This window comes from Lysinibacillus sp. NPDC097162, assembly GCF_044762185.1.
Classification (GTDB): domain Bacteria; phylum Bacillota; class Bacilli; order Bacillales_A; family Planococcaceae; genus Lysinibacillus.
The window spans coordinates 445,975-471,509 of sequence record NZ_JBIWDT010000002.1 but is presented as its reverse complement, the minus strand read 5'-3'; the positions used below and the strand labels follow the sequence as shown (position 1 = coordinate 471,509).

At 35.5% G+C, this 25,535-nt stretch carries 23 protein-coding genes; 9 read left to right on the top strand and 14 right to left on the bottom strand.

The features are described from left to right. The first annotated feature begins 82 nt into the window (after positions 1-82). Together ACIQXW_RS14355 and ACIQXW_RS14350 are read left to right on the top strand one after the other, a co-directional pair. Positions 83-667 (top strand): xanthine phosphoribosyltransferase, encoded by a 585-nt coding sequence (locus tag ACIQXW_RS14355; protein WP_340821307.1) that lies wholly within the window; start codon positions 83-85, stop codon positions 665-667. Continuing rightward, positions 667-1,959 carry a nucleobase:cation symporter-2 family protein gene (locus tag ACIQXW_RS14350; protein WP_173478826.1) on the top strand — a complete coding sequence of 431 codons (1,293 nt, stop codon included), beginning with the start codon at positions 667-669 and terminating at the stop codon, positions 1,957-1,959. Before ACIQXW_RS14355 ends, ACIQXW_RS14350 begins: the two co-directional genes overlap by 1 nt. 335 nt (positions 1,960-2,294) lie before the next feature. On the opposite strand, the gene ACIQXW_RS14345 is transcribed toward ACIQXW_RS14350, so the two are convergent. The 5 genes from ACIQXW_RS14345 to ACIQXW_RS14325 form a co-directional block, all read right to left on the bottom strand. Continuing rightward, on the bottom strand, positions 2,295-3,272 hold the full coding sequence (locus tag ACIQXW_RS14345; RefSeq protein ID WP_402763179.1) for a DUF2268 domain-containing putative Zn-dependent protease: 978 nt from the start codon (positions 3,270-3,272) through the stop codon (positions 2,295-2,297). A gap of 250 nt (positions 3,273-3,522) precedes the next feature. Further along, entirely contained in the window at positions 3,523-4,356 is an 834-nt protein-coding gene (locus ACIQXW_RS14340; RefSeq protein WP_340821305.1) for an ABC transporter ATP-binding protein, read from the bottom strand. Position 4,357: 1 nt separating this feature from the next. Continuing rightward, on the bottom strand, positions 4,358-5,389 hold the full coding sequence (locus ACIQXW_RS14335; RefSeq protein ID WP_340821304.1) for a FecCD family ABC transporter permease: 1,032 nt from the start codon (positions 5,387-5,389) through the stop codon (positions 4,358-4,360). Further along, a complete protein-coding gene (locus ACIQXW_RS14330) occupies positions 5,386-6,420 on the bottom strand; it encodes a FecCD family ABC transporter permease (protein WP_402763175.1) in 1,035 nt (344 codons plus the stop codon). The genes ACIQXW_RS14335 and ACIQXW_RS14330 overlap by 4 nt, the downstream gene beginning before the upstream one ends. Before the next feature lies 1 nt (position 6,421). Beyond that, positions 6,422-7,486, bottom strand: a complete 1,065-nt coding sequence (locus ACIQXW_RS14325; protein WP_402763172.1) for an iron-siderophore ABC transporter substrate-binding protein — start codon at positions 7,484-7,486, stop codon at positions 6,422-6,424. Positions 7,487-7,786: 300 nt separating this feature from the next. Here ACIQXW_RS14325 and ACIQXW_RS14320 point away from each other — a divergent pair, with 300 nt between their 5' ends. Both ACIQXW_RS14320 and ACIQXW_RS14315 read left to right on the top strand, forming a co-directional pair. Then, a complete protein-coding gene (locus ACIQXW_RS14320) occupies positions 7,787-7,969 on the top strand; it encodes a DUF6366 family protein (RefSeq protein ID WP_402763169.1) in 183 nt (60 codons plus the stop codon). Between the two features lie 558 nt (positions 7,970-8,527). After that, complete coding sequence (locus ACIQXW_RS14315) at positions 8,528-9,100, top strand: YitT family protein (protein ID WP_340821300.1); 573 nt, start codon at positions 8,528-8,530, stop codon at positions 9,098-9,100. Positions 9,101-9,148: 48 nt separating this feature from the next. Here the strand turns inward: ACIQXW_RS14315 and ACIQXW_RS14310 are convergent, their stop codons facing one another. The 4 genes from ACIQXW_RS14310 to ACIQXW_RS14295 all read right to left on the bottom strand — a co-directional run bounded on the left by ACIQXW_RS14310 (position 9,149) and on the right by ACIQXW_RS14295 (position 13,017). Beyond that, positions 9,149-10,024, bottom strand: a complete 876-nt coding sequence (locus ACIQXW_RS14310) for a DMT family transporter (protein ID WP_402763165.1) — start codon at positions 10,022-10,024, stop codon at positions 9,149-9,151. Between the two features lie 106 nt (positions 10,025-10,130). After that, positions 10,131-11,288: a PucR family transcriptional regulator gene (locus ACIQXW_RS14305; protein ID WP_402763162.1), complete on the bottom strand. Its 1,158-nt coding sequence runs from the start codon at positions 11,286-11,288 to the stop codon at positions 10,131-10,133. 135 nt (positions 11,289-11,423) lie between these two features. Beyond that, positions 11,424-12,842: an amidase gene (locus ACIQXW_RS14300; RefSeq protein WP_402763159.1), complete on the bottom strand. Its 1,419-nt coding sequence runs from the start codon at positions 12,840-12,842 to the stop codon at positions 11,424-11,426. Beyond that, positions 12,832-13,017 carry a hypothetical protein gene (locus ACIQXW_RS14295; protein WP_139860532.1) on the bottom strand — a complete coding sequence of 62 codons (186 nt, stop codon included), beginning with the start codon at positions 13,015-13,017 and terminating at the stop codon, positions 12,832-12,834. The genes ACIQXW_RS14300 and ACIQXW_RS14295 overlap by 11 nt, the downstream gene beginning before the upstream one ends. A gap of 284 nt (positions 13,018-13,301) precedes the next feature. Between ACIQXW_RS14295 and ACIQXW_RS14290 the strand changes: the two genes are divergently transcribed. Continuing rightward, the gene (locus ACIQXW_RS14290; protein WP_402763156.1) at positions 13,302-14,195 is read left to right on the top strand and encodes an EAL domain-containing protein; all 894 of its coding nucleotides are present in this window, start codon (positions 13,302-13,304) and stop codon (positions 14,193-14,195) included. Further along, a complete protein-coding gene (locus tag ACIQXW_RS14285; RefSeq protein WP_340821295.1) occupies positions 14,161-15,111 on the top strand; it encodes a GGDEF domain-containing protein in 951 nt (316 codons plus the stop codon). The genes ACIQXW_RS14290 and ACIQXW_RS14285 overlap by 35 nt, the downstream gene beginning before the upstream one ends. A 42-nt stretch (positions 15,112-15,153) precedes the next feature. Here the strand turns inward: ACIQXW_RS14285 and ACIQXW_RS14280 are convergent, their stop codons facing one another. Next, complete coding sequence (locus tag ACIQXW_RS14280) at positions 15,154-15,915, bottom strand: glucose 1-dehydrogenase (protein WP_340821294.1); 762 nt, start codon at positions 15,913-15,915, stop codon at positions 15,154-15,156. A 193-nt stretch (positions 15,916-16,108) separates the two neighbouring features. Here ACIQXW_RS14280 and ACIQXW_RS14275 point away from each other — a divergent pair, with 193 nt between their 5' ends. Next, positions 16,109-17,503, top strand: coding sequence for an L-cystine transporter (locus tag ACIQXW_RS14275; RefSeq protein ID WP_340821293.1), 1,395 nt, complete (start codon positions 16,109-16,111; stop codon positions 17,501-17,503). 390 nt (positions 17,504-17,893) lie between these two features. Here the strand turns inward: ACIQXW_RS14275 and ACIQXW_RS14270 are convergent, their stop codons facing one another. Next, positions 17,894-19,363, bottom strand: coding sequence for a methyl-accepting chemotaxis protein (locus ACIQXW_RS14270; RefSeq protein WP_340821292.1), 1,470 nt, complete (start codon positions 19,361-19,363; stop codon positions 17,894-17,896). A 725-nt stretch (positions 19,364-20,088) separates the two neighbouring features. Here ACIQXW_RS14270 and ACIQXW_RS14265 point away from each other — a divergent pair. Further along, positions 20,089-21,354, top strand: a complete 1,266-nt coding sequence (locus tag ACIQXW_RS14265) for an MFS transporter (RefSeq protein WP_402763151.1) — start codon at positions 20,089-20,091, stop codon at positions 21,352-21,354. 199 nt (positions 21,355-21,553) lie between these two features. Here ACIQXW_RS14265 and ACIQXW_RS14260 read toward each other — a convergent pair whose 3' ends face one another. The 3 genes from ACIQXW_RS14260 to ACIQXW_RS14250 all read right to left on the bottom strand — a co-directional run bounded on the left by ACIQXW_RS14260 (position 21,554) and on the right by ACIQXW_RS14250 (position 23,812). Then, positions 21,554-21,868 (bottom strand): hypothetical protein, encoded by a 315-nt coding sequence (locus tag ACIQXW_RS14260; protein WP_401019589.1) that lies wholly within the window; start codon positions 21,866-21,868, stop codon positions 21,554-21,556. Between the two features lie 132 nt (positions 21,869-22,000). Then, the gene (locus ACIQXW_RS14255; RefSeq protein WP_401019586.1) at positions 22,001-22,561 is read right to left on the bottom strand and encodes an SLOG family protein; all 561 of its coding nucleotides are present in this window, start codon (positions 22,559-22,561) and stop codon (positions 22,001-22,003) included. 345 nt (positions 22,562-22,906) lie between these two features. Further along, positions 22,907-23,812: a TetR/AcrR family transcriptional regulator gene (locus ACIQXW_RS14250; RefSeq protein WP_340821288.1), complete on the bottom strand. Its 906-nt coding sequence runs from the start codon at positions 23,810-23,812 to the stop codon at positions 22,907-22,909. Between the two features lie 157 nt (positions 23,813-23,969). On the opposite strand from ACIQXW_RS14250, the gene ACIQXW_RS14245 reads away from it, so the two are divergent. Further along, positions 23,970-25,484 (top strand): MDR family MFS transporter, encoded by a 1,515-nt coding sequence (locus ACIQXW_RS14245; RefSeq protein WP_401019585.1) that lies wholly within the window; start codon positions 23,970-23,972, stop codon positions 25,482-25,484. Positions 25,485-25,535 lie beyond the last annotated feature (51 nt).

Here is a 25,535-nt window from a genome sequence, read left to right as displayed (position 1 = left end):
TGCCTTGCTCCACTCGTAGATGAATGGAATCAAAGTATTTAGCGCTTTTTTTATTATTTTATAAGAAAGAAGGAAAACAGCAATGAAGTTATTACACGACAAAATTAAGCAGGAAGGTAAAGTTTTATCTTCGTCTGTATTAAAAGTTGACTCTTTTTTAAACCACCAAATTGATCCACTACTTATGAAAGAGATTGGGCATGAGTTTGCAAATCGCTTCTCTGATGACATCATTACAAAAGTATTAACAATCGAGTCTTCAGGAATTGCACCTTCTGTAATGCTAGGGCTTGAAATCGGTGCACCAGTAGTATTTGCACGTAAACGTAAATCTTTAACATTATCAGACAATCTTTATTCTTCAAAGGTACATTCTTTCACAAAAAACGAAACAAATGAAATTTCAGTATCATGTAATTTCTTAAATAAAGATGACAATATTTTAATTGTCGACGATTTCTTAGCAAATGGTGAAGCGGTAAAAGGCTTACTTGATATTGCAGCTCAAGCAGGTGCAACTGTCGTTGGTGTCGGCATTGTCATTGAAAAAGGCTTCCAAGACGGCGGTAAATTATTACGTGAGCAAGGTGTTCGTGTAGAATCATTAGCAATTGTGGATTCTTTAGAAGATGGTAAAGTAACGTTTGCCACGGAGGATCGTGCATAATGAATGCCTTTAAGTCAACAACGCTAGCTATTCAACATTTACTTGCGATGTATGCAGGTGCTATTTTAGTACCGCTTATTATCGGTGGGGCTTTAGGTTTTGATTCAAAGCAAATGACTTATTTAGTAGCAATTGACATAATGATGTGTGGTATCGCAACATTACTTCAAGTGTATTCAGGCAAATTTATCGGTATTGGTTTACCAGTAGTTCTAGGCTGTACGTTTACAGCGGTTAGTCCAATTATTGCAATTGGGACAAACCCTGAACAAGGCATTACAGATATTTATGGTTCTATCATTGCATCAGGTTTAATTGTAATGGTCATCGCAGGCTTCTTCGGTAAGCTTGTGAAATTTTTCCCACCAGTTGTAACAGGTTCAGTCGTATCAATTATTGGTATTTCTTTATTACCAGTTGCGTTAAACAATATGGCGGGTGGACAAGGTGCAGCAGATTTCGCATCGGGTTCAAATGTTGCTTTAGCATTTATTACATTAGTCATTATTTTAGTCGTTTATCGCTTTACAACAGGCTTTGCTCGTGCAATTTCAATTTTAATTGGATTAGTTGCAGGGACGGTATTAGGCGGATTTATGGGCAAGGTGGATTTCACGCCCGTTTCAGATGCTGGTGTATTCCACATGGTGCAACCATTTTATTTTGGAATGCCAACATTTGATGCAACAGCGATTCTGACAATGACGCTTGTAGCGATGGTTTCTTTAGTAGAATCTTCAGGTGTTTATTTTGCACTTAGCGATATTTGCAATAAAAAACTAGATTCAAAAGATTTAGCACGTGGTTATCGTTCAGAAGGGCTTGCTTCTGTTATCGGCGGTATTTTCAATGCCTTCCCATATACAACATTCTCTCAAAACGTGGGACTTACGCGTATGTCTGGTGTAAAAGATCGCAAAGTCATTTACCTAACAGGTGCCTTCCTTGTAGCACTTGGCTTCTTACCAAAAATCGCAGCACTAACAACAATCATTCCAACACCAGTACTTGGTGCGGCAATGTTAGCAATGTTCGGTATGGTCATTACACAAGGTATGGGTATGCTTGTACCTGTTATGAATGAATCAGCGGAAAACGCGATGATTGCAGCGATTGCTGTCGGTCTTGGTGTCGGTGTATCGGTTGTTCCAGATATTTTCGCGTCATTACCTCCAGGTGTAGCAATCTTAACGTCTAACGGTATCGTCTGTGGTTCGGTTACAGCGATTATCTTAAATATTTTATTCAACATGATTGGGCCCAAGCATAAAAATGACCCGATGCATGGGTAAAATTAAATAAACGTTCATTGAAAATTGATGGGCTAAATATTGTCATCTTCTTTATCTATTAACTTAGATTGAGGAGGTGGCTTTTTTTATGCTAAATGAGTATGGGCTGTACAATAAATCAGCTATTAGGGTGAGGGAAACTCAGTAAAAACTATGTATATTAAAGGCATAATGCAACCAAGTTCTTGTGGACATTAACCTGAATGTGAAGGTTAAAACTAGAAACGCTCAGTGTTACAATCTGAGCGTTTTTGCTTGCTGTTTACATAATTTATTTGTTGAATTCAATGCACTTCATTGTTTACTCTTCAAAATGGGGCCCAGTATAATCGAAGTTATTTGTAGTGTTCCAGGTATTTCCCTTTTTCAAAAATTTCTTGTGCGCTTAATGCTGTCCAATTTTCTGGGGTTTTATCGGGATTCAAGTCAAGGTAGGATTTAACCATCTTGTAGCCTTCACTGTAACCGTAAGCATACGGTAACCCTTTTCCGCCATATAAAATTTCTAATGTGCGATTAAAATCGTATTTATTTAAATCAGGTTCAACTTTAGACCATAATTTCTTGTCGTAAGTTAAAGTCGTTGATGTATAACCGTAGTCTGGGTAAACGGATCTTTTAAACATTTCAGCTTTTCCTTCAAAGACTACATTATCCAAAATAGAAGCCCAGTCATCCTTCCTAAAATATTTTTCTGCCCAAACGCTGTGATGGTATTCATGGGCAACGGTTAACCTTATACTATCATCCATTTCATTTGGATAGGGGAGAATAATTTTCCCTGCGCCAACTGTGAACGGGTCCATATAATTTTTAGAGTAAGGGAAGACGCAAACTGCTACATCACTTTGAGACGGTAGGAGGTCTGCGGATTTTAATAGAGATTCTTGAATGATTTGATTGATTTCGATTTTACGAGTGTCCATTTTATCACTTATCACTTGTAAATCTGTTAATCCAGTAGGAGCCGTATTAAGAATGGTTTCTGCCATATGAAAGTATTCTCCATTTTCAAAGCAATCCTTGTAGATGGGTTGAATGATTTCTTTATTATATAGTTCCAAGGTTTCTGAGGTTGAAAGATTCGGATTATCTTTGACCTTTTCAATATACGGAGAAAACAGTTGATTAACATGAATGATTTTGTACTTTTGTTTGGTCTGCGGGTGTTCAAATGCAAACACCATCTCTTTGTAATCTATTTTTTGCTCTTTCTCGGGAATGTTCCTATCTTTTTCAGTTTGTATGCAGGAAGTAAGTATCAATAGTAATAGACATAGAATAAATAAGTTCCCTATTTTAAATTTCAACATTATCCTCCTCTGAAAAATAAAAGTTAATAATTATTTATAATTCCAATTATAACCTATAATACCATATTTAATGATCGTTGAAGAAAAGCTTTTTATGTACTTTTAGCATGAATTTCCTTTTACGCCTATAGAGACAAGACAAGGGAAATTGAACAGGAGTTTAATTCCCGTTCAATTTCCCTTGTCTTGAAGAATTGATGGCGTATATAGCCGCTCAAATCACAGATTCAGCTCATTATAGTTGCTGAAGCTAGCTTGACATTGTTTTAAGTGCTATCTTATCAACCTGGTTGTGGTGTCGTCCAATTGGCACGACGGATGGTGAATTTGAAACTGGATCTTCGATAACCATACATTCAAGTGCGAATATATCTTTAATTAAACCATTTGTAATAATGTCAGATGGTGTACCTTCTGCTACTAGCTGCCCCTCATGTAGGGCGAAAATATAGTCTGCATAACGTGCTGATAAGTTAATATCATGTAACACCATGACAATTGTCGTACCATACTTACGATTTAAATCTGTCAGTAAATCTAAAATTTCTACTTGGTACGTAATGTCTAAATACGTTGTAGGCTCATCCAAAAATAAAATATCAGTCTGCTGCGCTAATGCCATTGCAATCCATACACGCTGTCTTTGACCACCTGATAGTTCATCAATATGACGATCAGCAAATTCCGTAATGTTCATCATTTCCATCGCTTCTGCTACAGCCTCATAATCCTTTTTTGACCAACCTTTTAAAAAGCTATGATGAGGAAATCTACCTCTACCAACTAAATCCGCAACCGTAATTCCCTCTGGAACGATAGGGGATTGTGGTAATAAGCCTAGCACTTTAGCAAGTTGCTTCGGAGGCATTTTTTGAATTGGTTGCCCATCTAACGTTACTTGTCCGGAAGTCGGCTTAATTAATCGCGCCATCGTTTTCAAAAGTGTAGATTTACCGCAGCCGTTCGCACCAATAATAATACTAATTTTATTGCTAGGAATCGTTACACTCACATCTTGTAAAATCGTTTTATTTTCGTAACCGGCAGTAATTTGTTCCGCTCGAAATGTATGTGTTGGCTTCATATTATAAATCTCCTTTTCGATTGATACGAATTAATAAATAAATTAAATACGGTGCACCGATAATCCCTGTAATTACGCCAACAGGATATCTGGTCTCAAATGCGAACTGACCTATTAAATCTGCAGCTAATACTAAAATAACCCCAACCAAGCCAGCAGGAACGATATTTGAAAAGCCTACGCCCACAATTTTTTTAGCAATTGGACCTGCTAAAAATGCAACAAATGCAATCGGACCAGCAGCTGCTGTAGCCAAGGCAATCATTAAAACCGAGCTAAGCAAGAGCACCAATCTCGTTTTGTTCGTATCAACCCCAAGTGATGTCGCTGCTTGCTCACCGAGCTCTAATATTTCTAATCTACTAGCAAAATAAATAACAATTGGTGTACAAATACACACTGTTATGATTAATGGATAAAGGTTCTCCATTTTTGCTCCATTCAAACTGCCACTTAACCAACGCATAGCTGAAGGGAGGTCATGCGTATTACCAATGACCATTAAGTAGGAAATAAAAGCATTTAACATCGCTTGAATACCGATACCGATTAAAATTAATCGACCGATTGAGAACGAGCTACTTTTCGACAATAAAAAAATAACGATAGCAGTTAAAAGTCCGCCAATTACAGATGCAATCGATACGAATGCATTACTCGCATGCAGGACAATAATACAAAAGACAGCAGCAGCGCTAGATCCAGCAGTAATCCCAATTACGTTAGGATTAGCCAATGGATTTCGTAGCATCGTTTGGAAAACATAGCCACCAACACCGAATGCAAAGCCTGAAAATAGTCCAACTATCATCCGTGGTAATCTGATTGTACCTACAGCAAAGGACGCACCTTTGACATCCTCACCTAATAATACGCCTACAACATCCTTTACTGGATAAATTGTATTGCCAAGCATGAGCATCAAACTCATAAGTACAATAGAAATAACTGTTAGCAAGCACGTCATGAGTAGGAAACGACGTTTTCGTTTCATTCTTGAGCTATAAATAGAATTCATTGTTTCATTCATCATAATGCACGCATTTTCGCTTTCATTGTAATAAAAATTAATAGAGGAGCTCCAATGAAGGCCGTAACAATACCTACCTCAAGCTCACTTGGACTCCCTAATAGTCTTCCGCACACATCAGCAATCGTTAAAATAATAGCCCCAGCTAATGCAGAAAGCGGAATAACATAACGCACATCTGGACCGATAATTAATCGAATTAAATGAGTCGCCAACAATCCGATAAACCCGATTGGCCCAGCTAATGCCGTTGCCACACCGCATAATAAAACGCCACCAAATGAAGCGAGAAGTCGGATTGTCCCAGTTTTTACACCTAAGCCAGTCGCCACTTCATCTCCTAGTGCTAGCGCATTTAATGCAGGTGCAGAGAAGATAGCTATACAAAGACCAATTAGTAAAAACGGAATAAATAGTGTGATATTATCCCAGCTACCTGAACCTACACTGCCAACTTGCCAAAATCTAAATTGATCCATAACATTTGTACGTGGAATCATAACGGCCACTACTAGTGATGATAATATAGCACTCGTAGCAGCTCCTGCTAAGACGAGCTTTATCGGTGTTGCCCCTCCACTACCAATTGAACCAACAGTAAACACAAAAATAGCGGTAATCATTGCACCCACTATTGCCAGCCAAATATATTGATTTGCAGAACTAATATTAAAAAAGGCAATCCCACAAACAACAAATAAAGATGCCCCTGTATTCACTCCTAATATACTTGGATCCGCAATAGGATTACGCGTTACAGACTGCATTAAGGCACCTGAAACACCTAAAGCAGCACCACACAAAAAACAAAAAATAGTTCGAACAATTCTTTGCCGAACAACATTTGCTTCATGAGAAGCAACTTCTGAATGGAATAAACCATCCAGAAGTTGAGTCCAAGTAATCATCCGAGAACCAAATACAAGCGATGCGATTACACTAAGGCAAAGTAATATTGCAAGCAAAATGATAAGCTTGCCAAAGTTACGTGGCATCAATACATGCTTATTTTCTGAAACGGATGTATTCATCATATTATTTCAGCTTTTTCGCAACATCAGAGATTAATGTTAAGTACTCGTCAATTGTATATTGAATTGATAGAGGGTTTGGGTTACCTGCTGCAGCTAATGGCGTATTATCAGTTATCACTACTACTGAGCCATTTTGGATTGCTGGCACTTTTCCTAAAATTGGATCAGCTTGTAATGCAGCTAATGTTTTATCGTCACCATAAGTGATAAAAATTTCAGCATCCTTTAAAGCATCTGCATTTTCAGCACTTAATTCGATATAGAAGCTAGATTTATCTGTAATTTGATCTTTAATACTTTGTGGATACGCCATACCCAATTCCTCTAAAAACTCCCCACGAGGATCTTCTGGTGTATAAATATAAAACTTAGATAAATCTGTTGCATTAAACATAGCAAAGGCAGCTTTTTTACCTTTTAATTCTGGTTTTTCACTTGCCTTTGTAGCAATTAGCTTTTCAGTATCAGCAATTAATTGCTTACCTTCTTTCTCCATACCCATACCTTTTGCATTGTATAGGATTTGGTCACGCCATGAAATCACCCATGGAATTTCTGGGTATGCCACAACTGGCGCAATTTGACTTAATGTATCGTAGTCTTCTTGTGTAATTCCTGAATAAGCAGCTAAGATTACATCCGGGTTTGAGTCAGAAATTGCCTCAAAATCTAAACCATCAGTATCTTGGTATATATTTGGATTTGTTTCTCCTAAATCTTTTAACTTTTCAGCTGTCCATGGTAGCATGCCGCTATCATCTTGTACGCCATAGTTTGCAGCTGAGAAGCCCACTGGAACAACATCAAGCGCTAATGCAACATCATGGTTTGCCCATGCAATAGTCGCAACACGCTCTGGTTTCTTTTCGATCACAGTTTCTCCAAATGCATGCTTAATTACGATTGGATACTGTGTGTCAGAAGCCTCTGAATCAGACTTTTCCGTTGAACCTTTTGAATCTGTAGACTCAGTGCCAGATTCTTTATCAGCGCATCCCGCTAAAGCAAAAGAAAAAACAGCTATTAATAACATTGTAAATAATGAATAGAAACGCTTTGAATTCATATTAGAATTACACTCCTAGTAATAAAATAATTGATAATGATTATCACTATCGATAGTAGTATATAATCATTACATATATATTTCAATAGTTTATTTTTTATATTAAAAATTGCGAATACTAAGCATTTTTTCTTTTGTATATATGATAGTAGATTCTTTTAATGTTATTACAATGAAAACTTAATTGGACAGCAAAATAGTTGAATGGATGAATACGTTGATTTAATAAGCGATGGGTTATTTGAAGTGATAGTATGAAGAAGTAAGAAACGGTTCTAATTCGAAAAATGGGGGGCTTCCATGTCAGAAAAAGAACGAGAAAATTTAAAAGTAAAAGAACAGCAAAAAAATCCTGGTGGTGCTTTGAACAGTGCAGCTGCTCAAGCTCATACAGGTGCACCTAGCAGCGGTTGTTTAATTAATATTGGTTCGATTGTTATTATAATAGTTATGATTTTGTTGGTAAGAGCATATACAAATTAAAGTTAAGATTTTAACCTCCCTGTCTTTTTTAAAAAGGGAGGTTAGTTTTTTAGGGATGTTTTTGATGTAAAAAGGTTTTTTGTTCTTGGTGATGCTTACTATTGTTAATTAAAGTAATACAGTTAGCCAATCGTTCAATACCGAATTTGATTTAGCTTTCATTCACTTGAGAAATACATAATTGCAGAATATTTTCCTCTTTATATTGTGGCAAAAATATTCTAGAGGCATCATCCACATAGATTTATTGCTCGTTTAACATATGAACGATTTGCTTGGTAGTCACATTATCCGGTAATCATAACCCCGAAACACTTTCTCTTCTATAATATAGGAAGATATTACATTTTCTTTTTTCATTTTTTATCCTCCCTACATTTATATGTATACACTTCATTTATTTCAAATAAGATATTTTAGTATATGTGTAAATGCAAAGAAATGTAAACGGGGTGTTTAGTGAAAATACTTTTATTTTCACATATAGTAAAGTCCAAAACATGTTCAATTCATTTCTTTCATACTATAAGTACATGCTTAGTTTCGGAGGGGGGTTATATGTTTTTTCTGAAGAAGGGCTTGGTCATCATAATAGGTAGTATCTGTATATCCTTAGGCATTAATCTATTCTTAACACCCTATCAAATACTAGATGGAGGCGTTGTAGGAGTAGCGCTCATTTTGTACTATTTGTATAAATTGAAAATCGGGCTAATGATTATTATTTTAAGCATTCCGATATTCATCATTGCTTGGTTTAAATACAGAACCTATTTTTACAATAGTGTGCATGGGTTAATTGGCTCGTCTTTTATCATTGACCTGTTGAAGCCTTTAAGAAATTTGGTTCAAATTGATGCCATTTATAGCGCGATATTAGGAGGGATTTTAGTTGGCTTTGGCATTGGTTTAATGCTTCGATTTCAGACAAGCACTGGTGGGACAGATCTTGTTGCACAGTTTTTATGTGATAAAACAGGCATAAATGTAGGGGTTCTTATTTTTTTTATTGATTCAATTGTTATTGTTTTAGGTGGGCTGCTTTTGTCTTCAAATACATTAATCCTTTCGATTATTACCGTATTAGTAGTCGGAATTACTACAAGTATGATAACCAGTCATGCAAAATAAAAAATAGCTTCAGCCTAAACTGAAACTATTTGTAGGGGAGCATTATTGTCAGTTATTCATTATCCGTTTCTTTGGATAGGCGGGCTTCACTTCAGCAATTAAAATAGCTAGTAAAATTAACACTGCTCCTATAACCATTCGGCTTGTTAGTACTTCATGTAAAAATATGACCGATAACGCCATTCCGAAAAAGGATTCTGTTGACAGGATAATGGCTGCCTTTGTAGCAGACGTATATTGATTTGCCACGTTTTGAAAAAGGTAAGCAATAGTAGTTGAAAAAATACCTAAATAAATGAGTGAATAAATAGCTTCTTTTTCAAGAGAAGCGGGAATATCACCTTGACTGACAACGACCAAAATACCGATAGCGGAGGCCGTAATAAATTGAATAATTGTTAGCGCTATTGCATCTTCTTTTTGAACAAAAAGGTTTGTACAAAAGATATCAAAAGCAAAGGCCACAGCACAAGCTAAAGAAAGTGCATCGCCTATATTCATCGTTAAGGAACCTTGTAATGATAAACAGCCGATTCCGACAATAGCTATGATGGAGCCCATGATTTCGTATCCATCAATACGGCGTTTATAAACGGCATAGGCAATGAGCGGAACGACAATCACATTGACAGCGGTTAAAAATGCATTTTTAGAAGGAGTAGTATATTGTAAACCAACCGTTTGGAGTGCGAAGGCAATATACAATATCGTTCCTAGTAAAATACCTTTCCAAACAACTGATTTTGTTGCTTTTTTTAATTTGTATCCAAATATTACAGTTAGTATAATCGAAGCTAATAAAAACCTACCTGCCATTACTTGATAAGCAGTTAAATATTCTAGTGCAATGGCCGTTATAACAAATCCACTGCCCCAAACGATAGCGGTTGTCAGTAGCATGCCATCAGCTATGTATTGTTTCATCTTTCTTCCTCCTTACTCCAATAAGAATAGCATGAGAAGAAAGAAAATAATTTGACTTTGATTCTAAAATTCCAGGCGTTTTTTTGTACTTATTCCAAAGCTCTATTTAATCTGCTATTTTGCTATGTAATAAGTACAATTTAACGGCTGCAGATAAGCGTTCATAAAATACATAATCATTATCCAACGGTGCTACTGATTGGCGTATTTTTGTCATGCGATATCGTATAGTATTTGGATGGCAAAAGTGTGCTACTGCTACTTCTTTAATATTACCCTTTTTCAAGATATAAGTGATTGCAGTGTTAATTAAATCTACATCTGCTTTTTCATCTAGTAATGGCCCTAGATAGTCATTTACATAGTTCATAACGAAATGTGGGTCTTTCCGATGTAATTCAATAAGTAAAATATCTGAACCAAGATGATTGTAGTGACAAGTAGGGGTCATATCCATTTCAGCCATTATGCGGGCGAAGAAAGCTTCTCGCACAGCAAGGTGAAGCTCAGCTTGTGTGATATGTACTCCGCTATAACCAACAATCAGCTCGTCTGTTGATAAATCATACATTGTGAGCCATTCATTAAGAAATTTCTCGAATTGAAAATGTTGTGATTGATTTGTCACCAAAATGAAGAGGCTATTTTTATATTTACAAATTACGCCTGATTTTAATAGTAGCTCTAATTGTAAAAATGGTTGCATCCATTCGGCATTTGTTAATGACTTCATCTGAAGATTCGCTACGAACATATATTTTTCAAACGGCTTGTTCAATTGTTGTAAAAAAGATGTAATTTGTTCATCAGTAACTTCTTCATTAATAAGGCGTTTCATAATTGTTTCTAAAAAGAATGCATAGTCTTGTGTTTTTGCGTATGCCATTGTTTCTAAAATGATTTTTTCGAAAAATTCGTCTCCACCAAAGCGCAATATCGGGAAATGATGTGCGTTTGCTAAAGCGAGTACCTCCTCTGGTAAATCATTATAAATAACGGGCTTATAAGCTAATGCACTAGCTTCTAACTGAATAAGGCTTTTCACAGCATTTAATAAATAATCGGGTTGTTGTTTTGCAAATAATAAACTGCTGAGTATTACACTATTTGGTGTAAATATCGTTTCTCGAACAGTTTCAATATCAGGTGAAAATTCAAAATCTAGAATTTCAACATTTTGGACAGGTTTATGTAAACCGTTGCTACCTGCAACTACTGTAAAATCCTTTGTAATAGGTAATTGCAAAAAGTTTTTTACGTTCATTAGGGAATCTAGCAACCTTTCCAGTAATTTATTATTAAGTATCGTACCATCATTTTAGGATAAATGAATATAGTTGTTGGCTTTTATTTGCAATGAATAAAAATAACCGCCCACGAATGGACGGCTACATATTTTTTAAATGTTAGCAAAAAGGTTAGGCTTTCGATTTTTTAATGGATTTGTTTGCTCAATTGCATAGCCTACATTTAGGATACGACCTTCGTTAAATGCTGGTCCAATAATTTGTAAGCCGATTGGCAAATTCCCTTTAAATCCACATGGAACAGAAAGTGCTGGTAATCCAGTTAAGTTACTTGGCCCAGTGAAGCGAATAATATTGTCGATTAAGTCGACCTTTTCGCCGTTTAGCTCTGCAAAGTCATCGCCAATTGTATTCGCAACAATTGGTAATGTCGGTGAAATTAAGACATCCACTTGATTGAATATTTGCGTAAACTCTTGTTTAATTTGTCTACGTACTTGTTGAGCTTGTAAATAATCAACAGCTGAAGGTAATTCACCTAGCTCAAATAACAGACGAATATCATCACCGAAATCTTGTGGTCTCTTTTGTAAATCTGAGTGATGGATAGCAGACGCCTCAGATAGGGAAGTAACGATCTCTGCCCATTCTGCATATTGCAAGGATGGGATTTTGACAACTTCCACCTTTGCTCCTTGGTCTACTAGATTTTGAATGCTTGCGCGAACCGCACGTTCAACGTCTGAGTCAACGCGGTTAAAGAAATAATCCTCATTAACACCAATGACTAAATCTTTCACATTTCCAGAAAGCTGATTTAAATAATTATCTACAGGTACATCTACACATGTAGGGTCTCGATGATCGAAGCCTGAAATAATCTCGAGCATAGCTGCGGCGTCTTTTACCGTTTTTGTCATAGGTCCAATATGATCTAAACTCCAAGCAAGCGGGTAACAACCAAATTTACTTACACGACCATGAGTAGGTTTTAAGCCAACGATACCACACGCTGAAGAAGGGATGCGGATAGAACCTGCTGTATCTGTTCCCAATGAGGCTACACTTGCACCTGCCGCTACTGCTGCTCCTGAACCACCACTTGAGCCGCCAGGAATTTTATCAAGATCCCATGGGTTACGTACAGGTCCATAATGAGGATTATTATTTGTAATGCCCCATGCGTATTCGTGCATACTTAATTTCCCTGTGAAAATAACACCTGCATCCCGAAGCTTTTCAACAACGGTCGCATCATAATTTGAGACGAAATCTTTATGAATTTTTGAAGACATCGTCGTTATTTTATCTTTAAAGTATAAATTATCTTTTAGTGCCATCGGAATTCCATGGTACATTCCTCGGTAATTTCCATTTATAATTTCTTGCTCTGCCAATTTAGCATTCTCTATAGCCTCTTCGTGGTAAAAGGCCATGTAAGAATTAATTTTTGGCTGGCTTTCTTCAGCAAAATTTAAAATTTCTTTCGTCAATTCGACAGGAGAAAGTGTTTTGTTTTCGATTAATGGCGCCAGTTCTTCTACAGATTTTAAATGTAAATCAGTTTTCAATATGGTCACCTCCAGGTATATTGCGAATAGCAATATCTGCATCATCAATTGCAATGCCTTCTAAATTGCTACGAAGTGATTGCATACTTTCCCACCGCGTTTTTAGTAGTTCAAGGTGTTCAGATTTTGCTGTAATTCCTTTGTTCTCCAATAGTTGTTGAATAGACAAGCTCATTAACATGATCCTCCCTTGAAAAATAATTTATCTCAATAGGTTGTCCTATAAAGACCTAAAAAAAAATCTACTAGCAAACTATAATTTTCAGAAAAGAAAGAAAAATTTCTCTACTATAATCATAATTTAACAAAAATATTTGTCAAGGTGCCAGTCACTCAAACAATTTGCCTGTCCATTTCTACGATGTCTGAAAATCAACTTTGTTCTTTTTACAACTACTTCACAGCACATTTACAATGAAAGCTTACAATAGAACTAATAACCAATTTAAGAGGTGTGAAATGGAGTCTGCTGTGAGACAAAACGTAAAAACAAACAGTTTCTTTTTATATTTAAATCATTTATATGAACAGCATCAAAACAATACTTTATATATAAAACGTTACAAGACATTGAAAAAAATTATTGAGACTAAAGATTTACATACTTTTTTTCAACCAATTATGAACTTACAAACGAAAGAAACAATGGGATTTGAGGCGCTGAATCGACCGACGCCTTCCGACTTATTTAGTAGTGTCGACCAATTTTATGAATTTGTAGGGCAAACAGACTGCGTATTTTTATTTGAATGCTTTTGTCGAAACCTTTCATTGCAACGTTTCAAAGAGCGTCTTCATGGAGAAATGCTGAATAAAGATTTTATGCTCTTTCTCAATATCCATCCGAACGTATTACTAGATAAGAAATATAATAGTGGTGAGACATTACAATTGTTAAAAGAGCTAGGCATTAAGCCGCAGCAAGTAGTGTTTGAATTAACAGAGCGCAGTGCTGTGTTAGATTTCGTGGAGTTTGAACGAGTATTATCACATTATCGTTCACAGGGCTATCGTATTGCGGTGGATGATATGGGATCTGGCTACAATAGCTTAAAAACACTTATTTATTTAAAGCCCGAATTTATTAAGTTGGATCGCTCATTAATTCAATTTATCGATAAAAACAGTGAGCAGCAGCAGCTTGTTACATTACTTATGACGTACGCTGAGCAAGCAGAAACGAAAATTATTGCAGAAGGTATTGAACGGCAAGAGGAGCTCGATTATTTACAAGACATTGGCATCCATTATGCACAGGGATATGCAATAGGGAAGCCATCAAAAGACATACATTTTGGGGAAATAAGGGTGGATGACTATGCAGATAGGGGAAGTCATAGAAAACGTTCTTAGTATTGATGAATTTGTAAAAAACAAAGAAGTAGATTTACTTTTTACGAGCAATCCATCATTGCGCAGTGTTGTTGTTGTAAGAGATAGCAAACCAATTGGACATATTACACGCACACATTTCTATCAAAAAATTGGTACACGTTATGGTTATAACTTATTTATGGGGCGGCAAAATCAACTTATTATGAAAGAAAATCCTCTAATTGTAGATTATAGTACACCTATTATTGAAGTGAGTACGGATGCGATGGACCGGCGAGCAGAGGACCTATATGATGATGTCATTGTTATTAAAAAAGGTTTATATTTGGGTGTAGTTAGTATTAGAGAACTGCTGTTAAAGCTTGTAGAGACACAAGTAGCGATTGCAAGCTTTTTAAATCCTCTGACAAGCTTACCTGGCAATAAGTTAATTGAAGAAAAACTAGAAAAGGCACTACAGCTTGAAAAATATAGCCTAATTTATTTTGATTTAGATCATTTTAAAACCTATAATGACACCTATGGTTTTAATAGAGGAGATAAGATTTTGCTCTATTTAACAGATATCCTTAATAGAAACATTACAGGAATAGAAGATTTTTTAGGGCATATAGGTGGCGATGATTTTGTTGCTATTCTCCCGCATTATGAAGTAGCAAGCATTTGCCAAACAATTATTGAAGAGTTTGATGCCCAAATAATTGATTTTTATGAGCTTGAAGATTTGGTGCAATTACAAGTCCCAAATAGAGTTGGGAAATTAGAGCGTTTTACATGTACATCATTGTCCATTGCTGTTATTACAAATGAGTATCAGCAATTTACTTCAGTTAATCAATTGTCAGATGCAGTAACACGTTTAAAAAAAGAATGTAAAAAAATATATGGAAGCTGTTATTTAATTAATGACAAAAAAACCTACCTCGTTCACTAACGAAGTAGGTTTTTATTATGCGATACTATTTTAATAGAAATCTTAATAAGCGCTCCAACCAGCATCAGCAGCTAAGGCTACACCATTAATAAGAGCAGAATCTTCAGAAGCTAAAAATAGAGCAATATTTGCAATGTCTGAAACCTGACCTGCTTTTGGCATAAGTTGAACGCCACGCACAGATTGTTGCATACCGAATGGGTCTACATTAGTCATCGCTGCTGCAAAACCTGTTTCTACATGTGCTGGTGCAATCGCGTTGCAACGGATGTTTTGCGATCCGTAGTGAGAAGCAATATTTTTCGTCATACCAACAACTGCATGTTTAGCAGTTGTATATGCTAGTCCACCGCGACCGCCAGTTAATCCAGCGATAGAAGCCATATTAACAATCGTTCCTCCGCCATTTTCAATAAAGGTTGGTAATACATGTCGAATTGCACGCATTACGCCGCTCACATTAATATCCATGACACGTTGCCATACAGCATCCTCAACATTTGCTGCTGCCTGCATATTGTCACCAACTCCAGCGTTATTGACTAAAATATCTATACGACCAAAATGAGCTACGGTATTAGCAATCATTTTTTGGATATCCTCTTCTATAGCGACATTTACTTTGACACCAAATGCCTCAAAACCAGCATGATTAAATTCAGCAACGGTTGCATTTAATGCGTCCTCATTGAAGTCAGCAATGACAACCTTTGCACCTTCTTGTGCATATTTACGTGCTATTTCTTTACCTATTCCTGCTCCACTACCTGTAATAATCGCCACTTTATCTTGTAATTTTCCCATAAACATTCTCCTCCTTGAAATCAGTTTACTTATAAACTAATTTGATTGTATTCCTTTTCAGCCGTTTAATCAAAATAAATAAACCGCTTACATTTATAAAATTATTAATCTTAATAAAACATACTTGAATAATAGGGATTATAGGTATATAATTCGGTTTACATTATTATAAAACATCTTAGGAGGCCTTCTATTGTCAACTTTACAAGTTATTCTTAACGTAGCGCTGTTACTTGTGTGCGTTGGGATTTTAGTTATTATGAACAAAAAACACGTGAAATTTTCAAATCGTGTTTTTGCTGGTCTAGGTTTAGGTATTGCACTTGGTCTAGGACTTCAATTATTTTATGGTATTGATTCGGAAGTTTTAGCCGAAACAACGCCATGGTACAACATCATTGGTACTGGTTATGTAAAACTACTACAAATGGTGGCAATGCCATTAGTGTTTATTTCTATTTTGATTGCCTTTACGAAAATGACAATTGGCAAAAATTTTGGGAAAATGGCTGCATTAATTTTAGCAATTTTAATCGGTACTACAGCTGTATCTGCAGCAGTCGGGATTCTTTCAGCAACAATATTTGATTTAGATGCTACTCAAATTATGCAAGGTGATGCTGAAACAGAGCGCGGAGCATACCTAGAAGAAAAAACAACAGGAATGGCTGCACCAGATTTACCAACACAAATTATTGAATTATTCCCTGCGAATCCATTCCTTGATTTAACGGGTGCGCGTTCAACATCTACAATTGCAGTAGTAATATTTGCAGCATTTTTAGGATTTGCCTATTTACGTGTTGCACGTAAAGATGGAGACATGGCAGCTACCATTAAAAAAGGTATAGATGCTATACACGCGTTAATAATGGGTGTTGTAACAATTGTTTTACGTTTAACACCTTATGGTATTTTAGCAATTATGGCACGTACAGTGGCAACATCTGATTTTGGGGCAATTTACAACTTAGGTAAATTTGTTATTGCTTCTTATGTAGCATTAATTATTATGTTCCTTGTTCATTTACTAATTCTTTCATTAAGTGGTTTAAATCCATTTACGTATTTAAAAAAATCGCTTGAAACATTATTATTTGCCTTCACTTCACGTTCAAGTGCGGGAACTTTACCGATGAATATTAAAACGCAAACAGGTAGACTTGGTGTACCAGAAGGTATTGCGAACTTCGCAGGCTCATTCGGTTTATCAATTGGTCAAAATGGCTGTGCGGGTGTCTATCCAGCAATGTTAGCAATAATGATTGCACCAACTGTTGGCATTAATCCATTAGATCCTGTTTTCATCATAACTGTTATTGCAGTAGTAGCGATTAGCTCGTTCGGTGTAGCAGGTGTTGGTGGTGGTGCGACATTTGCAGCGATTCTTGTGCTATCAGCGCTTCACTTACCGGTTGCACTTGCAGGTATTTTAATTTCAGTTGAGCCATTAATCGATATGGGTCGTACTGCACTAAATGTAAGTGGTTCAATGACGGCAGGTGTTACAACTGCTCGAGTAACGAAAGAATTAGATACAGAAGTGTATAATAATAAAGCAGTTAGTGCACAAGTTGCAGATTTATAGTTTTTTATAAGTGGAAAAAGTATGCTAAGTTGATTCTTAGCATACTTTTTTTCGTAGAATTGAATTGCAAGGAAAGTAGGGAAGGGCTTAAGCGATTTCTTTAATGCAAACCCTCTAAAGATTGAGGTGGCTTTTTAAAGCGTAAAAATCTACTGCGCTTTCGCGGGTATGACGTAAGCGGTAACCGTCGCTGTTTTGCGGTCTGATTCGTTTTACGATATGTAGATCCAACAGGAGTCTCCGTTGGCTTTTACGTTGAATTGTATAAAATTGTGTGAGTGCCTGGCACTATGCTCATGTCACCCGATAGAAGTGAATTAACAGCTAGGAAAGAAAAGAGAGTACGGGAACGTTTTTACGTTTTCGTACTCTCTATTTTTTCAAAATACCTTAATAAGTATTTTTTATATTTTCGGTGCTCTTAGCTGTATCATTGATGTATTTTGCAATGCTATGGTTGTCAGCTGTGATGTTTTCAATCGATGCATTCATTTGTTGTAATGTTGCAGTTGCTTCCTCGATAATCGCAGCAAAATCATTTGTCGACGTATCAACATTTTGACTGTTAACAGCTACCTCATTTGATAAATGCTCAAATTCATTAAATTTAGTTTTTAATGAATGTAAAATTTCGCTTAATTGAATAAAGTTTGTGTTTACTAGCTTTGTAGACTCTACACTTTGATGTAATGTATCACTACTCTTGTTCATGTTTATTTGTGCTAATTTATTTGTTGTATTGACATCAGTTAAATTCTCTGTGATTTTGACAGTAATATTATTCGTTAAATCTGCTAAATTTCTTATTTCTTGGGCTACAACAGAGAATCCTTTTCCAGCATCCCCAGCACGAGCTGCCTCGATAGAAGCATTCAAGGCTAATAAATTTGTTTGTTCAGTTATTTGTTGAATATCATTGGCAAACTGATTTGTTTCTTCTATTTTCCCAGTTAAAGTTTTGAAGTTATCACTTAAGTTCGAAATAACATTTTGAAGACTATTCATTTCAGTTGTAAGATGATGGATTTTATTTTGGCCTTCATCTGCTAGGTTGCTTGATTGAACAGAGTCATCTATTAAACGGACTGTTATTTCATTCATTGAATGGATTGCCGTTAAGTTATTTTGTGCACTGTCTGCTATTTTAGAAATTTGTTCACTTTGTATCATACTACCTGTTGAAACTTCATTCATAGCTATTTGAATTTCCTCTTGCGATCTTAAATTTAACTGAACTTTATCGTTAATTTTACTAATACTTTCAGCAATAACGCCAATTTCATGTTCCAAATGAATTTTATGCTCTTCTTTTGTTTTAGCATCTGCTTCTGCAATTTCACTGTACTCTTGTAGTTTTTTAAATTGGTTTTGATTCATACGAATTAATATTGTTAACAGGAAACCAGTGAAGAGATAAATGATAACAAATGAGCTTATATTTCCAGAATAATACTCAAAGGAAGGCGAAGGGAAAAGATAAACTAAAATAAGTGTTACTAACCCTAAACTATATCCAATACTAAAGATTTTGTTATTAAATTGAACAGCAGAAAATACTGCAAAGAAAAATATAGAAAGAGCAGTGGATAGGTCCCCACCATAAATCATTACTAAACATATGTTAAAGATATTCATAATGATAACTATTAAATATGGGAAAACAATTTCTTTCTTATAACGGTTACTAACTATGTATATCAATGGGTAAAAAATGATTTGCGCGCTATAAAAAACAATAATCCAAAAATCAGGTTTTAAAGATATTGAGCCTACTAACCCTAGAATCGTAGAAGCTAAATAAGTGAAAAGCATTAGTTTATTTTTATTTTTCAAGTCCATTAACTTTAATTGCTCAATCATGTTGCACTAAAGACCTCCTATAATTTTATTATTTTGAAATAGTTATTAATCACTAATAAAGGAAATGATTTCCCGTTAAACTAATGATTAAGATTGATTATATTAATTTTAGTAGGAAGTAGTAAAGACTTATTTTTGAATTTTTCTGATGTTAGTTACAACTACCTAGTTAAAAATTGAAAAAAAGAGCGGGAAACAAAACCTAAAAAATTCAAGAAAAGGTTTTGTCAAGTGTTTTTTAGTTAAAAAATAAATATTCTGTGAAATTAATTAATTTAATATTAAACAGTTTAATGTTAAAATAAATTGCAGGTCACAAAAGTTTCACAATTTTTGGAGGTGTTTATGTGGGGAGAAAGCAAGATAAAGTCTAGTGTAGCAAGGTTTTAGAGGTTAAATGATCAACTGCGAAATTGCTTGCAGAAATGTCAAAAGTAAGCTACCGCAGATCTAAATAAAAAGAGTGTAGGAGCATTTTGAGATAGTCAGTGTGCAAGGATTCCACGTCATTTAATCAATTTAAAGGAAGCCGTAAATTCTTTTTATAAAGTAGATCTTACTTAAATGTTGTGCATATAGCTTAGGCTAATGGTACAAGTTAAGTAATGTAAATATACAACAAATTATCTATCGTATCATTGCATAAACGCCAAATTACATCTGAAACGCGAAATTTGTAGTTTTATGTAAAATAAAGTCTTTTAAATAAAAGGAGAAATAGGGAAATGAGTGCTAATAAAAAAAAGTTTCACTTTGCATGGCTAGTTTTAATAGGTTTATGTATTACAGTTGGTTTAGCTAAGTCTGGACTAAACAGTTCAGCAGGACTATTCTTACCATCAGTATCGGAAGACATTGGTGTAGGTCTAGGGAATTTAACGTTATATCTAAGTATTTCATCAATCGTGACGATGATCTTCTTACCAATTGGCGGGAAGTTAATGGCCAAGTATGATACGCGTATTTTACTTGTTGTTGCGATTATTTTACAAGCAGGTTCTTTCGCTCTATTCGGTATGATGAGCTCTGTGTGGGGCTGGTATATCCTTGCGATTCCTCTAGCTGTTGGTGGTGTATTAATCACAGTTTTAGCAGGTCCAGTATTAATCAATCAATGGTTTAAACAACGCAGTGGATTAGCTTTAGGTATTATTACTGCGTCAGGTGGTTTAATTGGAGCTTTCTCATCTCCGATAATTGGTAACTTAATTGCTAATCAAGGGTGGAGAAGTGCTTATATTATGGTAGGTGTTGCAGCTATCGTAATTATTGTTCCGACAATTATTTTCTTTTTAAGAAAATCACCTCAAGAAAAAGGTTTGTTACCTTATGGTGCTGATGACAATAACAATAGTGAGAAAAAAGTAGAAAAAGATACTAGCAATTCTGGTATTTCATTCGTAGATGCTAAAAAATCATTAGCATTTGCATTATTACTATTGTTCTTCTTTATTATTACGTCTGTTGCGAGTTTTTCAATTCACATTCCAACATACCTTGTGAATCAAGGATTTAGTGTGAAATTTGCTGGTAATGTTATGTCTGCTTTAATGGTCGGCGTACTTTTAGGTTCTATTCTCTTTGGTTATTTAATTGATAAAATTGGTGCTAAAAGCACGACAATTATTGCTATGTTAATTGGGTTAGTTTCTATGTTGTTATTAATATTCTTTGTAAAAAGTACAATTGCAATTGTGGCAGCTGTTGGCCTATTTGGTTTCGTATCAGCTTGTATCGGAACATTAGCTCCTGCCATTACTTCTGCATTATTTGGTAATAAAGATTACAGTCAAATCTATTCTACAGTTTCTATCGGCTTGGCAGTAGCAGGTATTATCGCACTACCAGCGTATGGCTATATTTTTGACTTTACAGGAAGCTACACACCTGTGTTATACATCATTGTAATTATGATAATTATTAATATTATTGCTGTATTAGTTGCTTTCGGTAATAAAGAAAAAATGGTGAAAGCCGGCTTGTGGAAATAAGCCATATCATCATTAAATGAATAAATGCTTCTAAAACTACACCTCACTTTTTGGACAAGGGGAGGTGTAGTTTTTTCTTTTGAAAGACTAGTTTTTAAGAAAAATTGTTTCATAGGTCGCTTTAAAATTTACTGCGCTTTCCGCGGGTTTTTATTTGGAGAATTCAAAATTGTTTGAGTGCCTGGCACTTAAAAGGCACTTAAACGATTTTTACGTAAAAATCTTTACCATTGATAATGTCCGTCAATTCAATATCGTAATGAGCTTTATAGTAGTCATAAATATTGCGTGCTAAACCGGAGTGTCCATTTAAATAAGTTCCCTTTTTAATCTCTTTTCGTGGATTATGGAAATCAAAATATAAGCGTGAATCGTGGCACATTGCATTTAAAATGGCGTTGAATTCTTGTTCCTCAATATGAATCCCTCGCGTATACTGGCACTCACGACGATACGTATCGTGTGAAATATTCACAGGAGAAGGCTCTAGAATCATTTCGATTTTTCTATTCAAATGTCAACAGCTCCTTTCAAAATAATAACAAGTACTATTCCTTCTATTATAAAATTGTCAGAAAATTATATCAATATTTATATTTATTAAAGATTTTTATCTATCTAACTGTAGGGGGAGATATTCGATTATCTACCAATCCTGTTGTTGCTGTTGTATTTCCTCTGCGATTACCTGAAGATCGTAGGAGTTGATTGTTAGAATAGTATAGTCATGATTTTCCATATATTTTTCGGCTAAACGCTTCATATACTTCGGGGAGCCCTCATTTTCTTCATCATAAACTAGTAGCAAGCCGTCTGTGTTTTGAATAATAAATTTATCTTTTTCAGTAAACTGCCAAGGAGCTTCATACGGCTTTTTTGTCACACTTGTTACAAAGTCTGCCTGAGCAACTAGTGACTGATATTTTTCTTGTTTTATTTCTTGCCAGTTCTTTTCTTGTTCTAAAAATGGGGTGATGATTGCGTATTTTAAATTAGGAAATTCCTCTTTTAACGTTAAGACAACCTCTGCACTCCATGTTTCAACACCTTGTTGACCACTAATAATGACCCATTCCAAACCTTCATCCAATAAGGCTCTTAAGCGGCTTTCTAAAGCTTTTTTAATAATGGGGATACCAGGATGCTTGTCATTAAAAATACCAAGTTCGTGTGGTTTATAGCCTGTAATTATAATTCGCTGTAACACTAAAACGCCCCCTAAGCTGTTTTTATGTATCAACAGTATACAGCAGGGGATGACTGAAAACGAATGGAATGAGCTAATGCAACGCAATAGATTATTACGAATGGTATCAGGATACATATACAACAATCTGCGAAAAGGATTTGCATAATGGAACAGTAATGTCAGTTCGGGTGGTGAATGACAACGTCTTTGTTTTTGCAATTCTATTAAAGGTATTGTAGAAGTGGTCATGTTTATTGCATTTAACCGTTGCGCTTATAGCGAACTAGGCTTGCAGAAATCTCTGAAATTGCTCAATGTAAAACCCCGATTAGTCATCCTAATCGGGGTTTTTATATGGCTATTTTATTTTTTGCATTGCTCTGGTGGCTGACCCATTTTCACATAGCGCCATAGATTATTGGCAATATCGCGCGCTTCAGCGGCATGTTCGGTTCCGACAAAAGCTTTTCTGAAAGGAGTAAGAAGAGATTCAATAATAAAGAGTTTTGGCTTCTGCTTTTGAAGTTCTTCTAGAAGGAATGTTGCAAATTCAAACCCTTCCATCGTTTCTTCCTCTGTTAGCCCCTTTGTAAAGCCTAGCAATTGCTCAATCACGACATCTTTACTTATTTGTTGATAATTTATTACGTTTTGTATAGCGTTAAACATTTCAGCGGTAATAAGGACTTCTTTCGATTCAAGCATGGCAGGTATAATTAGGCTTATATTGCGTAATGCTACCCGTACAATTGCCTCGCGGTTTATATATTTATAGTCAGCTATTAATACTGCGCGTAAGGAAAGGTTAACCATCCCAAGCGTTTGTACAGCACATTCATAGCTCATCGGTCTAATTTCTTCACCAAAAACCTGTACAAGTCGATTTGCAAGCCATTCCAATTCTTGTAGGTGATAATTCAAAAGGATTTTCTTAAGTTCACTGTCACGTGAATGGAAAATTGATTCAAAAATTTGTACTAGGTTATGCTCACGGTTAACATGCATCAATACAGCAACTTGCTGTGTTAATATTTCTAAATCAGTAGGGTCTTTTCCATAAAGAAGTTCATGTCGACGGTTACTAGCCTCTTCACGTCCCTCATCTAAAATGGCAATTAAGCAGTCATTTTTGGAAACGAAATGATTGTAAAAAGTCCCCTTTGAAACTTTGGCTGCACTAATAATATCGTTAATGGATGTATCTAAAAATCCTTTTTCTATAAAAAGTTCCCGAGCTGAAGTGATAATTTGTCGTTTTTTTTTGTTCATGACCTCACCTTTTTAAATTATTATACTCGTATTCTACAATGTAAACGCTTATATATCAACGTTTTAAAATTTTTTAATCTTAATTCTTGAAAAAAGTAGACTGCGAGTATAAAATAAGTTTTATCGCAAAACAACAAGAAAGAATAGAGGGATATAAATGAATAATGACTTAACAATGAAAAAGCCCCCTTATGGCATGATTGCTATTTTGTTCGTGGGTGCTTTTGTTGCTTTTCTTAACAATACATTGTTAAATGTTGCGTTGCCAACAATCATGAAAGATTTTGATATTACGTATGCAAAGGTACAATGGCTTGCAACTGGTTATATGCTTGTAAGTGGTATTTTAGTACCTGCTTCAGCATTCTTTGTGACACGCTTTAAAAATAGACATTTATTTATTACTGCCATGTCTATTTTTACAATAGGTACAATTATGGCTGGCTTTGCTCCAAGCTTTGGTATGTTACTTGCAGGACGTATGGTGCAAGCGGCAGGGGCTGCTAGTATGTCACCATTATTAATGAACGTAATGCTGACTAGCTTCCCGAAAGAAAAACGTGGAGCAGCAATGGGTATTTTCGGTTTAGTTATGATTGCTGCACCAGCGATTGGCCCGACATTATCGGGTTATATCGTAGAACATCATGACTGGCGTATGCTGTTCCAAATGATTATACCATTTGCGATTATTAGTCTGCTATTTGGTATTTGGAAATTAGATAACGTTATGGAAACACGTAAAGTGCACTTAGATGTTCCTTCTGTATTATTATCAACAGTAGCATTTGGTGGTATTTTATACGGTTTCAGTACTGCAGGTGACAAAGGATGGTCTAGTCCTTGGGTTTACGGTACGATTTCAATCGGTTTTATTTCCTTACTTATCTTCATCTTTAAACAATTACGTATGGATCAACCTTTACTAGAGTTACGTATTTACAAATATCCGATGTTTGCATTAGGTTCTGCTATCTCAGTAATCGTTTCAATGGCGATGTTCTCTGGGATGATTTTAACACCTGCGTATGTGCAATCAATTCGCGGTATTGAACCATTTGAAGCTGGTTTAATGATGCTTCCTGGGGCACTTGTAATGGGGATTATGTCACCAATTACTGGTAAACTTTTCGATAAATTCGGACCACGTATTTTGGCAATCATTGGTCTAACGATTACAACAATCGCAACATTTGGATTAACAAAATTAGCACTTGATTCTAGCTATACATTCATCGTATCGATGTATACAATTCGTATGTTCGGTATGTCGATGGTTATGATGCCTATTATGACAAATGGTTTAAATCAATTACCACAAATGATGAATCCACATGGTACAGCGATCAATAATACATTACAACAAGTAGCAGGAGCTATTGGTAGTGCTGTATTAGTTACATTTATGAATAACCGTACAAAATCAACAGCTGCAGACTTAATTGCAGATGCTAAGGCAAAAGCAGCGCAATCAGGTGCTGCACCTACAGCAGAGCAAATGCAACAAATGCAAGATCAAATTATGCAAACAGCTCTACTAGATGGTATTACACATTCATTCTTAATCGCGGCATTCGTTACAGTTCTCGCATTAATACTTGCGTTCTTCTTAAAACGTGTAAAAGTTGAAAGTGCAGCTGCTACAATGGATTTAAAAAAACCAACAAACTAATATCATAAAAAAGAATCCCACCAATAAGCTATTACAGAGCTTGTCGGTGGG

What these genes read in the sequence shown, in the direction of transcription:
- ACIQXW_RS14355 (WP_340821307.1), top strand. Translation starts at nt 83, where the DNA reads ATGAAGTTATTACACGACAAAATTAAGCAGGAAGGTAAAGTTTTATCT.
- ACIQXW_RS14350 (WP_173478826.1), top strand. Translation starts at nt 667, where the DNA reads ATGAATGCCTTTAAGTCAACAACGCTAGCTATTCAACATTTACTTGCG.
- ACIQXW_RS14345 (WP_402763179.1), bottom strand. Translation starts at nt 3,272, where the DNA reads ATGTTGAAATTTAAAATAGGGAACTTATTTATTCTATGTCTATTACTA.
- ACIQXW_RS14340 (WP_340821305.1), bottom strand. Translation starts at nt 4,356, where the DNA reads ATGAAGCCAACACATACATTTCGAGCGGAACAAATTACTGCCGGTTAC.
- ACIQXW_RS14335 (WP_340821304.1), bottom strand. Translation starts at nt 5,389, where the DNA reads ATGATGAATGAAACAATGAATTCTATTTATAGCTCAAGAATGAAACGA.
- ACIQXW_RS14330 (WP_402763175.1), bottom strand. Translation starts at nt 6,420, where the DNA reads ATGATGAATACATCCGTTTCAGAAAATAAGCATGTATTGATGCCACGT.
- ACIQXW_RS14325 (WP_402763172.1), bottom strand. Translation starts at nt 7,486, where the DNA reads ATGAATTCAAAGCGTTTCTATTCATTATTTACAATGTTATTAATAGCT.
- ACIQXW_RS14320 (WP_402763169.1), top strand. Translation starts at nt 7,787, where the DNA reads ATGTCAGAAAAAGAACGAGAAAATTTAAAAGTAAAAGAACAGCAAAAA.
- ACIQXW_RS14315 (WP_340821300.1), top strand. Translation starts at nt 8,528, where the DNA reads ATGTTTTTTCTGAAGAAGGGCTTGGTCATCATAATAGGTAGTATCTGT.
- ACIQXW_RS14310 (WP_402763165.1), bottom strand. Translation starts at nt 10,024, where the DNA reads ATGAAACAATACATAGCTGATGGCATGCTACTGACAACCGCTATCGTT.
- ACIQXW_RS14305 (WP_402763162.1), bottom strand. Translation starts at nt 11,288, where the DNA reads ATGAACGTAAAAAACTTTTTGCAATTACCTATTACAAAGGATTTTACA.
- ACIQXW_RS14295 (WP_139860532.1), bottom strand. Translation starts at nt 13,017, where the DNA reads ATGAGCTTGTCTATTCAACAACTATTGGAGAACAAAGGAATTACAGCA.
- ACIQXW_RS14290 (WP_402763156.1), top strand. Translation starts at nt 13,302, where the DNA reads ATGGAGTCTGCTGTGAGACAAAACGTAAAAACAAACAGTTTCTTTTTA.
- ACIQXW_RS14285 (WP_340821295.1), top strand. Translation starts at nt 14,161, where the DNA reads ATGCAGATAGGGGAAGTCATAGAAAACGTTCTTAGTATTGATGAATTT.
- ACIQXW_RS14280 (WP_340821294.1), bottom strand. Translation starts at nt 15,915, where the DNA reads ATGGGAAAATTACAAGATAAAGTGGCGATTATTACAGGTAGTGGAGCA.
- ACIQXW_RS14270 (WP_340821292.1), bottom strand. Translation starts at nt 19,363, where the DNA reads ATGATTGAGCAATTAAAGTTAATGGACTTGAAAAATAAAAATAAACTA.
- ACIQXW_RS14265 (WP_402763151.1), top strand. Translation starts at nt 20,089, where the DNA reads ATGAGTGCTAATAAAAAAAAGTTTCACTTTGCATGGCTAGTTTTAATA.
- ACIQXW_RS14250 (WP_340821288.1), bottom strand. Translation starts at nt 23,812, where the DNA reads ATGAACAAAAAAAAACGACAAATTATCACTTCAGCTCGGGAACTTTTT.
- ACIQXW_RS14245 (WP_401019585.1), top strand. Translation starts at nt 23,970, where the DNA reads ATGAATAATGACTTAACAATGAAAAAGCCCCCTTATGGCATGATTGCT.